15 protein-coding genes are annotated in these 12,325 nt (G+C 34.9%); 5 read left to right on the top strand and 10 right to left on the bottom strand.

Annotated features, from left to right (window positions below):
• Positions 1 to 374: 374 nt before the first annotated feature.
• The gene (locus QXQ25_06475; GenBank protein MEM0161347.1) at positions 375 to 1,625 is read left to right on the top strand and encodes a Glu/Leu/Phe/Val dehydrogenase; all 1,251 of its coding nucleotides are present in this window, start codon (positions 375 to 377) and stop codon (positions 1,623 to 1,625) included.
• Positions 1,626 to 1,629: 4 nt separating this feature from the next.
• Here the strand turns inward: QXQ25_06475 and QXQ25_06470 are convergent, their stop codons facing one another.
• Genes QXQ25_06470 through QXQ25_06435 form a run of 8 tightly spaced genes read right to left on the bottom strand, consistent with a single transcriptional unit; the run spans position 1,630 to position 7,538 of the window.
• On the bottom strand, positions 1,630 to 2,019 hold the full coding sequence (locus tag QXQ25_06470; protein ID MEM0161346.1) for a toprim domain-containing protein: 390 nt from the start codon (positions 2,017 to 2,019) through the stop codon (positions 1,630 to 1,632).
• A complete protein-coding gene (locus tag QXQ25_06465; protein MEM0161345.1) occupies positions 1,988 to 2,278 on the bottom strand; it encodes a DUF167 domain-containing protein in 291 nt (96 codons plus the stop codon). Before QXQ25_06465 ends, QXQ25_06470 begins: the two co-directional genes overlap by 32 nt.
• Complete coding sequence (locus QXQ25_06460) at positions 2,275 to 3,000, bottom strand: class I SAM-dependent methyltransferase (GenBank protein MEM0161344.1); 726 nt, start codon at positions 2,998 to 3,000, stop codon at positions 2,275 to 2,277. Before QXQ25_06460 ends, QXQ25_06465 begins: the two co-directional genes overlap by 4 nt.
• 6 nt (positions 3,001 to 3,006) lie before the next feature.
• Complete coding sequence (locus QXQ25_06455; protein MEM0161343.1) at positions 3,007 to 3,492, bottom strand: adenosine-specific kinase; 486 nt, start codon at positions 3,490 to 3,492, stop codon at positions 3,007 to 3,009.
• Between the two features lie 39 nt (positions 3,493 to 3,531).
• Positions 3,532 to 4,548: a flippase-like domain-containing protein gene (locus tag QXQ25_06450; GenBank protein MEM0161342.1), complete on the bottom strand. Its 1,017-nt coding sequence runs from the start codon at positions 4,546 to 4,548 to the stop codon at positions 3,532 to 3,534.
• Between the two features lie 6 nt (positions 4,549 to 4,554).
• Positions 4,555 to 5,610, bottom strand: coding sequence for a glycosyltransferase family protein (locus QXQ25_06445; GenBank protein MEM0161341.1), 1,056 nt, complete (start codon positions 5,608 to 5,610; stop codon positions 4,555 to 4,557).
• Positions 5,611 to 5,649: 39 nt separating this feature from the next.
• A complete protein-coding gene (locus QXQ25_06440; GenBank protein ID MEM0161340.1) occupies positions 5,650 to 6,870 on the bottom strand; it encodes a divalent metal cation transporter in 1,221 nt (406 codons plus the stop codon).
• Positions 6,867 to 7,538 (bottom strand): metal-dependent transcriptional regulator, encoded by a 672-nt coding sequence (locus QXQ25_06435; protein ID MEM0161339.1) that lies wholly within the window; start codon positions 7,536 to 7,538, stop codon positions 6,867 to 6,869. Before QXQ25_06435 ends, QXQ25_06440 begins: the two co-directional genes overlap by 4 nt.
• A gap of 294 nt (positions 7,539 to 7,832) precedes the next feature.
• Between QXQ25_06435 and QXQ25_06430 the strand changes: the two genes are divergently transcribed.
• Entirely contained in the window at positions 7,833 to 8,393 is a 561-nt protein-coding gene (locus QXQ25_06430) for a UbiX family flavin prenyltransferase (GenBank protein ID MEM0161338.1), read from the top strand.
• On the top strand, positions 8,386 to 8,856 hold the full coding sequence (locus QXQ25_06425) for a hypothetical protein (GenBank protein ID MEM0161337.1): 471 nt from the start codon (positions 8,386 to 8,388) through the stop codon (positions 8,854 to 8,856). Before QXQ25_06430 ends, QXQ25_06425 begins: the two co-directional genes overlap by 8 nt.
• Here the strand turns inward: QXQ25_06425 and QXQ25_06420 are convergent.
• Positions 8,846 to 9,613 carry an MBL fold metallo-hydrolase gene (locus QXQ25_06420; protein MEM0161336.1) on the bottom strand — a complete coding sequence of 256 codons (768 nt, stop codon included), beginning with the start codon at positions 9,611 to 9,613 and terminating at the stop codon, positions 8,846 to 8,848. The two genes, QXQ25_06425 and QXQ25_06420, sit on opposite strands and share 11 nt — an antisense overlap.
• Before the next feature lie 199 nt (positions 9,614 to 9,812).
• Here QXQ25_06420 and QXQ25_06415 point away from each other — a divergent pair, with 199 nt between their 5' ends.
• Positions 9,813 to 10,262, top strand: coding sequence for a 4Fe-4S binding protein (locus tag QXQ25_06415; GenBank protein ID MEM0161335.1), 450 nt, complete (start codon positions 9,813 to 9,815; stop codon positions 10,260 to 10,262).
• Between the two features lie 11 nt (positions 10,263 to 10,273).
• Here the strand turns inward: QXQ25_06415 and QXQ25_06410 are convergent, their stop codons facing one another.
• Positions 10,274 to 11,539 carry an FAD-binding oxidoreductase gene (locus QXQ25_06410; GenBank protein ID MEM0161334.1) on the bottom strand — a complete coding sequence of 422 codons (1,266 nt, stop codon included), beginning with the start codon at positions 11,537 to 11,539 and terminating at the stop codon, positions 10,274 to 10,276.
• A 176-nt stretch (positions 11,540 to 11,715) separates the two neighbouring features.
• On the opposite strand from QXQ25_06410, the gene QXQ25_06405 reads away from it, so the two are divergent.
• Positions 11,716 to 12,318 carry a hypothetical protein gene (locus tag QXQ25_06405; protein MEM0161333.1) on the top strand — a complete coding sequence of 201 codons (603 nt, stop codon included), beginning with the start codon at positions 11,716 to 11,718 and terminating at the stop codon, positions 12,316 to 12,318.
• The last annotated feature ends 7 nt before the right edge of the window (positions 12,319 to 12,325 follow it).

Below are 12,325 nucleotides of genomic sequence, written 5' to 3'. Positions count from 1 at the left end.
AAATCTATAAAAATAACACTCTTTTTACCTATGAGTGTTTTGTAAAACTCTCTCTGTGAAAACCAGGCAGATCCTATAGATCTCAGCTTCTCTGAAATGATATTTGGAGATAGGGAAGCATCAATCTCTCTTGACAAATATAGCTTAGACCATGCAGATTCTAAATATTTTAGTGACCGATAACGCTAAGATCTCTTTCCAATGCAAAAAATGAAAATACCTTAATCTATATTAACGTTGCAAATAAAGATTTTAACAATAGTAATATCGACAACAATACATACAATACAGTCTTTATAACATAATATATACCAAGAAAGATTTAATATGTACTGTGCTATTACCCTCCTTACCTAGTAAGAGGTGAAAAAGTTATGGCAGAAGAATTAAACCCGTTTAAAATAGCACAGGAGCAGCTGGACAAAGCTGCTAAAGTGATGAACTTAGAACCAGCACTGCATATGATTTTGAGAGAGCCTATGAGAATTGTAGAAGTGCAAATTCCAGTCAAGATGGATGACGGCAGTTCAAAAGTTTTCAGAGGTTTTAGAGTATTGTACAATAATGCGAGGGGTCCTGCAAAAGGTGGAATAAGATATCACCCGAACGAGACTCTTGATACAGTTAAAGCACTTTCAGCATGGATGACTTGGAAGACCTCTTTAGCAAACATACCATATGGTGGTGCTAAAGGTGGTATAATTTGCGATCCAGAAAAACTGAGCAAGGGTGAGCTGGAAAGATTATCAAGAGGATACATAAGGGCAATTGCCAGATTTATTGGTCCTGATATAGATGTTCCGGCTCCAGATGTATTTACAACTCCACAGATTATGGCTTGGATGATGGACGAATATGAAAAGATCATGGGTCACAATGCTCCAGGAGTAATTACCGGCAAGCCATTGGCAGTAGGCGGATCACTGGGCAGAATGGACTCCACTGCAAGAGGTGGAATGTATCTACTCAGAGAAGCCACCAAAAAACTGAAAATGGATCCGAAAAAGGCAACAATTGCGATACAAGGACATGGAAATGTAGGACAGTATGCACATAAACTGGCTGGAGAGCTATTGGGCGCAAAAGTTGTAGCAGTAAGCGATGTTTATGGCGGCATATATTCAGAGAAAGGTTTGAACTATGATGAAGTAGAAGCGTTCAAAGAGAAAACAGGCTCTGTTGCAAATTTCCCAGGAGCAAAAAAGATCAGTAATAAAGAGTTACTGGAACTGAACGTAGACATACTCATTCCTGCAGCGCTAGAAAACCAGATCACAGCAGCCAATGCCGACAAGATCAAGGCGAAAATAATGCTTGAGCTCGCAAACGGGCCTACTACTCCAGAGGCAGATTTAATACTTGCAAAAAACAAGGTTCTTGTCATACCTGACTTCCTTGGCAACTCGGGCGGTGTGATTGTATCTTACTTTGAATGGGTACAGAACATTAACGGATACTATTGGACCGAGCAAGAGGTATATGACAGGCTAGACCAGAAAATGACCAGCTCGTTTAAAGATGTTATGGAAGCAGCTGATGAGTATAAAGTAGACCCAAGAACAGCTGCATATTTAGTGGCTGTAAAAAGAGTAGCCGATGCTGTTAAGGCACGCGGCTGGGTATAAAATTTTACCCTTTTTTTATTTTTTCAGTTATCTGTAAAACATAATGGTATAGATCTTCCACGCACCTGATCTCTCTTTTTGAATAATAGGCTATTTTTCTTTTAAATTCAATATTGCAGGTAACATTGTAATATTGCAGATATGTAATCATAGATTTTTCAAGTATATTTCCCTTTCTGTCCCAATCTGTAAATATAATAATCTCTCTGTACGTTTCAGCTATATTTTCTGCAATATCTCTTAATGTTAATCCCTCATTGATTTTTATAATTATGCCAGTAAATCCAAGGTTTCTGAGCGCTTTAATATCTCTATTTCCCTCTACTAAGATTGGAACCTTGGAATTTTGGTCTTTCAGTTCTTCAATCAATTTTATTATTTTTTCTTCTTTCATACTCTTTCAGAGTCTCTTCATTTACAGATTCAGCTGTAATTATTAAAAGTTTTTCCCTGCTTTTAGCGCCTTTCAGAATCTTTATATCTTTTCTGTCTATGTTCAGTATTTTAGCAAGAAATTCTAATACAGCGATGTTCGCCTGATTGTCCACCGCTTTTTCTCTGACCTTGACTTTATGTTTGTTTCTAAAAGCATCAAACTCAATACTCTCTTCTGAAGAATTTGGAACTACATACAATTTCAGGTAAAAGCTCATAATTTCACTTTTAGCAGCGTGATCAATCGCTCACTATCATCTGTGTATCTTCCACCAACATAGTTTCCAAACACTTTATTTATTTTCAAGCCGCTCAGTTCAGTTAATATTTGCATGTCTTTCAGGTACATGATTCTGAGCCGGATAGATGCATATTCTCGAGCATAATTTTTATCTTCGAAAATATCGTAAAAATAGAGTATGTTTGCAAAATCTCGATCTATCGTAGGCACGAAAAATCTAGATATTATCTTGTTTCCTTTTCTTATTGTATCACCATGATATACCATATGCTCAAAATAAGGAAAGCCATTTAATATATCTACTATAATCTTGCCATCTTCGCTCAGCAAATTTTTACAGCTTTTCAGAATCTGCAGTTGCTCATCTTTGCTAAATAATAAAAACGAGTTTAGAGGTATTATTATTGTATCAAATCTGTCAAGATCATGAATATTCAAAACGTTCTGGTTTTCAATATGCACATTTTTCAAACCTTTAAATTTCTCTCTGGCTATCATTAGCATATGCTCATTATTATCTATGCCCCATATTTCATGGTCCTTAAATTCTTCGATAATTCTGCCAGTTCCGCACATGAGTTCCAGTATCCGCTCTCCATCCTTTATAATGTTCTTTAAAAATTGCACATCGTCTCTGAATGATTGGTAAAAATCATCATAATACTCGTATTCAAAATCATATAGGTTTTCATGGAACATGGCAGATCAGAACTTATATCCAATATCCCTCAATAGCTTCTTTCTCTTTTTTTTATCTGCAACTTTTTCAATGCCCACGGGCGGCTCACCGTCAATCACTCCTGCAATACCCCTGCCCTGCTCCGACTCTACCACCAGCACCTGCAGATCGTTGGACGTGGCTGCAAATATATTCAGAACCTCATCAACTTTTCTCAACCTGTTCAGCACGTTTATGGGATAAGCATCTTTTAGCATTATAACAAATGAATGCCCTGAGCCTATCTCTACAGCGTTATCTATTGCATATTTTATAAGCTCTTTGTCAGTACCCTCAAATCTTACAAGTCTGTCAGTAGAAGCCTCGCAAAAAGCTACTGCAAAAGCTATGTTTGGCATGGCTGTTATCAGTGCCTCATAGATATCTTCAACGCTTTTGATAAAATGAGATGTGCCGATTATAACGTTTGTATCTTTTTGAGGTTTTTTTATGTTTATCAGTTCAAATTTCATGATTGTTACCTCATTATTAACTAAATGATTAGCATAATTTTAACTTTTCTTTTTTTTGGGATCTGTTGAAAAGTAATGGGCTGTAAATACTGCACCAATTGCTATGTTAAAATAGAACACTATCAGTCTCCATATCAGTATCACTATGCCTATCATGTACGCCGGAATCTGCACCGCATAAATAATGGCTGCAGAAAACTCTACCACTCCACTTCCTCCGGGACTTATCGGAAGCATGGATATGAACACTATTAATATCTGTGCAAATATAGAGTATATCCAAATCGGGTTCAACCCAAATGCCAATAGTATTATTGAGAATATTAGAAAGTCGCTCAGCCACATCCCTGCAGTTATAAAATAAACTAATATTGAGCGCTTTCTGTTTTTCACAAAAAGGTTGTTGACTGAATAATGAAAGTTGATATACTCTTCTTTTAATGTGCTTATTAGTTTTTTTCGCTTATCTTCTTTCTTTATGAATATCTTAAGCACACCTTCCAGTTTATGCATCTTTCTGTAAAAATAATTGAACCTTAACGCTAGCAGCAAGAACAGTATTATAAGCAGAATCAAAATTAATATGGATCCGTATATAAAATAGATAATCACCATGTTTTTATAACTGCTGTATATAAAAAACAACAGTGGAGCTATCGAAAGCAAAAATATCGCATCCATAACCCTCTCGCTCACCACCAGCCCCGTCGCATCTCCGCCAGTGAACCCTTTGTCCATCAACATCTTTATCCTTACAGGCTCTCCGCCAACGTTTGTGGGCGTGACTGTGGCTGCAAATATGTTCACCAGAACTATTTTCAGAGAATCTGAATACTTGAGCCTCATGTTCAATGACCCGCTCATCACTTTTATCCTTGCTGCCCAGAACATAAAATACAAGAAATGGAGCAACAGTGCCAATAATACAAAATAAAGGTTTATTCTCAGCAGATACTCAAAAGATTTGACGTTAAAAGTACCGGAAAGTAATATCACTATGGCTACCAAACTTATTACTATCGAGATCACTAGATACTTAATATTTTTTCTCTCCATTTTTGTTCAGTCTCCGAATACTATGTCCAAAAATCTACGAACTGATGTATCAGGCTCATAATTAGTGTTTTCAAAGCCTTTATATCCGCTTGCAATTTTAAGGTCTCTCTCCAGATCCAAATTTTTTTGGGGTACTGAATAAAACAGGTTTTGTTGCGTAAAATATTGTGCTAGATACTCTTGTTCTGGCTGCATGGGAGTAGGTACAAAAAGTGCTTTTCCATCAATCATATATAAATCCATTATGGTGGAATATCCAGATCTCGTTATAAATATTTTTGCCCGGTTAAAAACCGATTCTCGTTCTTCGAAACTCAAGTATGATCTGATATTTTCTTTGTTGTTTTGCTCTTCAGGTTTACCGAGAGTAACAAAATAATTGACTTTAAGATCTTCAAGCTGTTCTAACACCAGTTTTTCAAATATCGATCGATGTGGTTCAGGTCCAGATATTGAAACTAATAGATCAATGTCTTTATTTACGCTCTTTTTTGATATGAATGATATTGGGCCTATATATTTTATTTTTTTAGGATCTAAGAATCTCAGATTATGTGAAAGATCTCCAGATAGAGAATGTTGCTCTAAGTCTGGAACTATAATGTATTTGAACCTATTCGCAAAAAATCTGTTATATAACATTGATCCAGCCTCAAGCAACTTTAATCGATATGGATTTAATATTCTTAATTGATGGGTTATTAAAAATGAAGGTGCGTCTTTAGCAAATATACCATATCTATTATCGGAGATGATCAGATCATATTTTTCTTTTGCATGATACTTTAAAAACAGTTCGTGCTCTGTAAACAACGAAGTTACCAGAAGCGGTGAATCTAAAAGAAGATTAAGGAAAAAAAGGTCTGGGTTGCTGGTAAACTCCAATGGATAATCTCGAAACTCTATAAACTTTGCAGATACCTCTTTTTTCAAAAGCTCCAAAGCTCTGCCATAACTGAATATCGTGATCTCATGCCCTTCATTGCCCAGTTTTTTAATTAGCGGTATGGATCTACTTGCATGTCCAAGCCCTATTGCACAAACTCCAAACGCTATTTTCATATTTAGAGGCTTTATGTTTCAAATGTATATAAGTATTATCTATAAAGACAATATAATATATATAACTGTACTTATGATAATCACTGCAGTAAATAACCACATCAGGACCGATCTCCACAACCTGTTCACAAACTCGTGCATAACATTCTTGTTACTGCTGATCAAGATTATAAAAACGATTAATATCGGCAAAATTATGGCGTTCAGAACCATTACGTCTATAATAATATTGATTAGATCATTGTAAAAAATAGGAACTAACGCCGCAGGCAAAATTTCGACAAGATATATAAAATAAAATTTTTTAGCTTTTAGCGGTGCAGTATTAAGGCTGTGAGTCCATCCAAAATATTCGCTTATGCTCCATGCTGATGACAGAGAAACCACCACTCCCGCAAGAAATCCGGCAGCTATTATTCCAATGGCAAACAAATACGGAGAGAATGATCCAGCCAGCGGTATGATCAGATGAGCCAGATTCATTATCCCTATATTCTGATATTTGCCATAGATAGTCATTGCCGCAGTAATAACAATCGCGATCATCAACACCTCACTTATTACTGCGCCTATAAAGGTCTCGTGTCTTTCATGTTTCAGATCTATTATGTTCAAATGCTTGTCTACCACTGCAGCCTGCTGATAAAATAGCATCCATGGCATTATCACGGCGCCTATCAATCCCAGGATCATTGTAACAAAGCTGATGTTATGAAACTGGTTGAAACTGAACAAGCTTGTTGCTATTTCCGTAACGTTTGGTCTGGTTGTAATCGCAGTAATAATAAATATAAATAACAGCAGCGATATGAATATCAATATGTTTTCTACTTTCTTATAACTTCCAGTGATCACAATAAATGCATGCCCCAGAATCACCACTATTATGGACACTGCAATAGGCACTCCGAAAATCAGTCCTGCAGCGCTTATTCCTGCAAATTCAGCAACATACGATAACATATTTATAAAAAACATAGTACTTACTACAGACAAAGACCAGCCTTTTCCATATTTCTCCTTGATCAATTCTGCCAATCCTTTTTTGGTCAGTATTCCGATTCTTGCGACCGCCTCCTGGTACAGATACAAAGGTATAATCAAAATTAATAAAAATGATATAAATGCAAACTTGAACTCAGCACCTGCTACAATGCCAGTAAACACGCTTGGTGCATCTACATCAGCCATCATTGCTACCCAGCCAGGACCTAGAAAATAAAGCAGGAATAACAGTCTTTTTTTGGTAATGGGATTCATAGAATTTCACACTTTATTACCCTTGCTATCGAAAGATCCAGAAAATGGTCATTACCTCTAACATCTTTGATAGTTACTCCTTTTTTATCAGACTTGACAATTTCATAAATGTTTCCAGGCCTTAATTTTATAGAATCCAGATACTCTAATACTGGCGGCTCTTCAAACACTATTCTTTTCACCTTAATTTTATTGCCTGCTTCAATTTCATTTATTGCCGGCTCGTTTGATAGAGAAAATGGTTTTGATGCGGATGGTATCGGATTGCCGTGCGGGCAAGTTTCTGTGGTTTTGAGCTTTCCCAGAATATATGGTTCTAGATCGTCAGATATGCCATGCTCCAGCTTTTTGACCATGTTATGAGCATCTTTCCATGGAACTTTAAGTATATCAAAAACTAAAGATTCTGCAATTCTATGCTTTCTTATTAGTGGAACTGCACGTTTTAATCCTTTGTCTGTCAGTTTAACACCCACATATGGCACTTTAGTTATTAATCTCTGCCTTTCCAATCTCTTAAGCTCATCATTGACTGCCCCCGGAGTAAGGTTTAAAATATTTGCAATCTTGGTTAATTTTGCAATGTTATATGATTCTTCCAGCTCAAAAATAATAAGAAGATAATCTTCTAACTGAACAGTTGTTTCATTATTTTTAATAGTAACCATAAATAAGATTAATGGTAGCATATATTTATACTTTATTAAATCGGTAAATGCATAAAAATTTTATACATATGATTTTGATTATGCGTTTGAAAAAAAACCAATTAGAAAATAATAAATATTGGAATTGCCTATTATCTTTTCTATGATAATAAGATCTATTGCATATTCTCAATTTAACATTTCATTAAAATTTAAGTTTAGAGTACTTATCGACACATACTTTTCTGATGTTGTTACAGCAATAAATAAAAAAACTTATTGGATGGTATTGAATACTCAAAAGATGGTGAGATTATGAAAATACTGATTGGGGTATCAGGTGCATCTGGTGCTATATATGCCTATACATTACTTAAAAATATTAAGGAGGAAAAACATCTAATTGTATCTGAGCATGCTAAAGAGTTGATAGAATTTGAATTGAACTTGAAAATCGATAAATTTAGAAAACTGGCAGATCATTGTTATGATGACAATGACCTGTCTGCTCCAGTCTCTTCAGGCAGCTTCAAGATCGATACAATGGTAATAGTGCCAGCAAGCGTTTCTACAATATCCAAGATTGCTAACGGCATAGCAGATACTTTAATTACGAGAGCTGCAGCAGTAAGCTTAAAAGAACGGAGAAAATTAATAATAGTTTTCAGAGAGATGCCTTTAAGCACAATACATCTAAAAAATATGTATGAGCTGTCTCTGGCAGGAGCTATGATCGTTCCCGCAGCACCCGCATTTTATACTAAGCCAAAGTCGATAGAAGATCTGACAGAGCAGGTGTCTGGCAGAGTAATGGATATGATAGGTTTAGAATCAAATATACCGCGATGGACCAAGAGCTTGAGCAAAAATGAATGATGAGATATATATATTAGACACATCAGCCATACTATCCGGTTTTGTGATAAATTCCAATAAATTGATGATCTCTGCAAAAGTATTTGAAGAGATAAAAAAAGGGAAAGCTAAGCGAAATCTGGACATGAACATAGAAAATATAGAAATTGTAGAACCTGACCCTAAATATGTGAAAATGGTTAAAGACGCAGCAAAGATTACCAATGATTTCCTGAACCTGTCAGAAACGGACATTGAAGTTTTGGCAGCAGCTATACAGTACAATGCAATAATAATTACAAACGATTATGCAATACAGAACGTTGCTAAATTTATGAACATCAATTTTCAGAACTTTGGCATGAACCAGATAAAAAAACTAGTAATATGGAAATATAAGTGCACTGGTTGTTCAAGATATTTTGACAAATACTATAAAGAGTGCCCAATATGCGGCAGCCCGATTAAAAGGGTCAGGAGATAGAGATCTCTTTTTGAATATTGAAAGTCATCAAGTCTCTAGCAGAAACGGTTTTAACTCCAGTTTTGTTCTCGATGTATCTGGCCTGAAATTCTGGATTTTCAGCAAGAAACTTCATGCCAAAATGAGTTAATATGGCCAGTTCCGGTCTGGATTCCTGCACTATCAACGCTGCATCGTTTGTGTTCAAATGATAGGGTATAGAAGATGTTAACGGCCTGGTTACGGCAAGAATCAATACCCTCGTGCCGGTTATGTCTTTATGTAGCTGGGTGTTATAGTATGTATCACTGATATAGGTTATGATCCCGTTTTTAGTGTTTATCTTGAATCCTATTGAGGTAGGGTCATTATGATACGTTTTTATCGCCTCGATCTCAATACCCATTTTACTGAACTTTTCTCCATTTTCCAATACCAGGTAATCTATTATCTTCTTGTGGAAAGATGTTATTGATGAGCATTGTTCCACCACACTTTTTGAGCAGATCAGTTTTCCGTGCCTTATTAAGCCACCATTAGTCATTGCCTCAATTAATACAGCCGCATCTGATACATGATCTGTATGGGCATGTGAAACGAGCAGCAAATCGGTTTTTGTCGGATCTATCTTTGCCTTTTTTAGCTGTATCAGAGATCCTGGGCCAGGATCTATATGAATATTTAGATCGCTTTTTAAATATATTCCACCAGTAGCTCGGGTCTGATGAAAAGTTACATATCGGCCACCACCAGTTCCTAAAAATATTAGCTTGCTCATAAAATATAATATTTAAATCATATAGATAAATCTTGTTCTGACCTGCAACTCTCTAAATGATCAGATTTTCCTGTTTTTTCGAAAACACGAATAAAGATAACATCCTTTAAATTGTTTTTTTGCGTTAAATATGTTTTTATTATTGAAATAATAAATAAAATTTAAATATCTGTTTTGAATATATATTCATAATTATGAGGTGAACAAAACGCCTAACAGAGATGGAACTGGACCATATGGAAAAGGGCCTATATCTGGCAGAAGACGAGGTAACTGTTATCAGCGATCCGGGAAAGATTTGGATTATTCTAGAAACAAATCTTTAAAAGGGAAAATAACAGCACATATTGACAATGATAAGTGCATAAAATGTATGAAATGCGTCTCTGTTTGCCCTGAAAAAGCTATTGAGGGTACTATAAAAAAATATACAAAAGTTAGGGAGGAAATTTGCAAGGGATGTGGAGAGTGCATAAAAGTGTGTCCTGTAAATGCAATATCTTTGCACGAATTTAAGGGGTCAGATAGATCTATAAGTGAGGATAGAATAAACGTCGATAACGTTAACGCAGAAGAAAGTTTGATTGAAAAAAAGAAAATGCTAGAAGAAAAAATAAGACAGATTAAGGAAAAAATAAACTCTATCTAAGCTATTTTATTTTAGATTATCAACTCTTCAATGGGCGATTTTCTATCTTTTATTCCTAGATCAGATATAACAATGCTTTGCCCATCATACAACGTTGCTTTTTCTTTTCCCGATATCAAAGCGGAGATTATTCTCCCTGCAGCATCTCCTTTCATAATTCCACTGCCGCTACTGCCTGTTGCTACAGCAATGTTTAGCTCATTGAAAATATAGTAGTTTCCATCTATCGTATTATATGAATAGTACCCTGCCCAGCTTGATGTGACTTTTGCCTCTTTAAAGGCGGATATATATTCCTGTACAACCAATAGCACATTTTTATTGTAAAAGTCTATCTCTGGCTGAGGATCATCCTCCAGAGAAAAGCTCCTTCCAATATCATCAGCTACTGTAGCCCAGAACGATTGTGATTTTGGTTCTGGTCTTATGTAGATCCATGGCTTCGGAAAAATAGTAAATGGAAATGTGCCGGCTTCATTTTTATAGTTCTTGTTTACCATTGTTTTTATTTTATCTCCAGAAACCTGAAATATCTGCCTCTTTTTGGGTCTGATATGACTATCGATACCTATTGGATCTAAAAGCGCTGTGGTCCAAACATCAGTTGCTAAAAGATAGTTTTCAGCCTTCATTTGCCCACGGTTTGTTTCTATAGACTCAATAGTTTTTTCCTGCCAGACAAATGGTTCTCCAGGATATATTAATTTTTTTACGGGTTCTAGATTTAACTTTTCGACCTTTGTGTTATATTTGATATCTACATTCATCTTTTCAAGCTCTTGATTATAATAGGATGCTATAAGATCAGGCTCTATAATCCCGCAGTTTTTACCTAACAATCCGCCATCTATATTTTTCAACCCCATTATTTGGGCAACTTCCGGATCAGGAGTACAATTTATGCCTAAATCTGAGATCTGGGCTCTATCTAATATCTCAGTATCTGTCATTTTTCTTACTTTTGATACTGAGTCATCATCTAAACTATTTTTATCCATTAAAAATAGATAGCCACAAAAATTCATGCCTAGATCAAACCCTAAATCTTCTTGTACATGTTTATAAAATGAAATTGATGAAGACGTAAGCTTATAATTTAAATCTGAGATAAATAGATCTCTGAATGCAGAAGCACTTTTGCCAGTATTTCCCTGAGCATAAGTTGCCTCTTTTTCTACGAGACAGACATTCATATCCGGATTTTCTCTTTTGATATGATATGCTGCTGAAAGTCCTGTAATACCTGCACCTACAACTATCAAATCATATTTTTCCATGGGAGGGTGTAACTGATTTACAATATATTAACATTTCGTGAATAAAAGCATTAGCGATAGAAACTGCATAACACAGGGACATCAAGCTTCAAATACTAAACTAAAATTTTATAAATGGTTCCTTTAAATTATTTATATTAGATTAGAGTTAAGGTAAATCAATGGTATTGGTCTGAATGACTGACAGAGATGTAAGAAAGAAATTCATTGCTGGAAAAATAAAGGATATAGTGCTTGAAGATGAAGCACTCAAGATGCATAATATGAAGAGAAGCACGAGATATATTAAATTTGGTTTGTGGATAATCATTTTGTCTTTATATGTAACTACATTGTTTTTTAATTATCTAACCATGCTGGATCTTTTAATATTGCCTATAATTTTGTTTATAATTTATATACTGATAAAACCAAAGAAAGAAGATAAGATAATATATACGATCTTCGAATATTTTATTGGAGCAGGATTAATTCTGTCAGATATAATAATTACTGTTTACACTACTTTGTTTATAATTTATTTTTTAATTTTTTCTCATCTCTACTCAGCTAATAGAAATATTTATTCAGTGTTTTCTGTGTTAATTATTGCACCAATCGGTGTTTCAATTTATACTGTATTTTTAGTTAGATATTTCTCAAAAATTATGGATTTTTTAGATGAAAAGATATATTTACATTTTGTAATTTTAAAAAGATTTTTCATTTTCATTATATTATTGCTTAGCATAATCTTACTGATTTTTTTAAAAACCAATATTTTGGTCCCGAAATTCTAAAACAATA

It is taken from the genome of Thermoplasmata archaeon (assembly GCA_038729465.1).
In the GTDB taxonomy this organism is placed as follows: Archaea; Thermoplasmatota; Thermoplasmata; order Thermoplasmatales; family ARK-15; genus JAVRLB01.
Note: the sequence above shows the minus strand (reverse complement) of the source record. Positions and strands in the feature narration are given on the sequence as shown.

Bases quoted from the DNA above. Each gene is read 5' to 3' on its own strand.
- QXQ25_06475 (MEM0161347.1), top strand. From the start codon at position 375: ATGGCAGAAGAATTAAACCCGTTTAAAATAGCACAGGAGCAGCTGGAC.
- QXQ25_06470 (MEM0161346.1), bottom strand. From the start codon at position 2,019: ATGAAAGAAGAAAAAATAATAAAATTGATTGAAGAACTGAAAGACCAA.
- QXQ25_06465 (MEM0161345.1), bottom strand. From the start codon at position 2,278: ATGAGCTTTTACCTGAAATTGTATGTAGTTCCAAATTCTTCAGAAGAG.
- QXQ25_06460 (MEM0161344.1), bottom strand. From the start codon at position 3,000: ATGTTCCATGAAAACCTATATGATTTTGAATACGAGTATTATGATGAT.
- QXQ25_06455 (MEM0161343.1), bottom strand. From the start codon at position 3,492: ATGAAATTTGAACTGATAAACATAAAAAAACCTCAAAAAGATACAAAC.
- QXQ25_06450 (MEM0161342.1), bottom strand. From the start codon at position 4,548: ATGGAGAGAAAAAATATTAAGTATCTAGTGATCTCGATAGTAATAAGT.
- QXQ25_06445 (MEM0161341.1), bottom strand. From the start codon at position 5,610: ATGAAAATAGCGTTTGGAGTTTGTGCAATAGGGCTTGGACATGCAAGT.
- QXQ25_06440 (MEM0161340.1), bottom strand. From the start codon at position 6,870: ATGAATCCCATTACCAAAAAAAGACTGTTATTCCTGCTTTATTTTCTA.
- QXQ25_06435 (MEM0161339.1), bottom strand. From the start codon at position 7,538: ATGGTTACTATTAAAAATAATGAAACAACTGTTCAGTTAGAAGATTAT.
- QXQ25_06430 (MEM0161338.1), top strand. From the start codon at position 7,833: ATGAAAATACTGATTGGGGTATCAGGTGCATCTGGTGCTATATATGCC.
- QXQ25_06425 (MEM0161337.1), top strand. From the start codon at position 8,386: ATGAATGATGAGATATATATATTAGACACATCAGCCATACTATCCGGT.
- QXQ25_06420 (MEM0161336.1), bottom strand. From the start codon at position 9,613: ATGAGCAAGCTAATATTTTTAGGAACTGGTGGTGGCCGATATGTAACT.
- QXQ25_06410 (MEM0161334.1), bottom strand. From the start codon at position 11,539: ATGGAAAAATATGATTTGATAGTTGTAGGTGCAGGTATTACAGGACTT.
- QXQ25_06405 (MEM0161333.1), top strand. From the start codon at position 11,716: ATGACTGACAGAGATGTAAGAAAGAAATTCATTGCTGGAAAAATAAAG.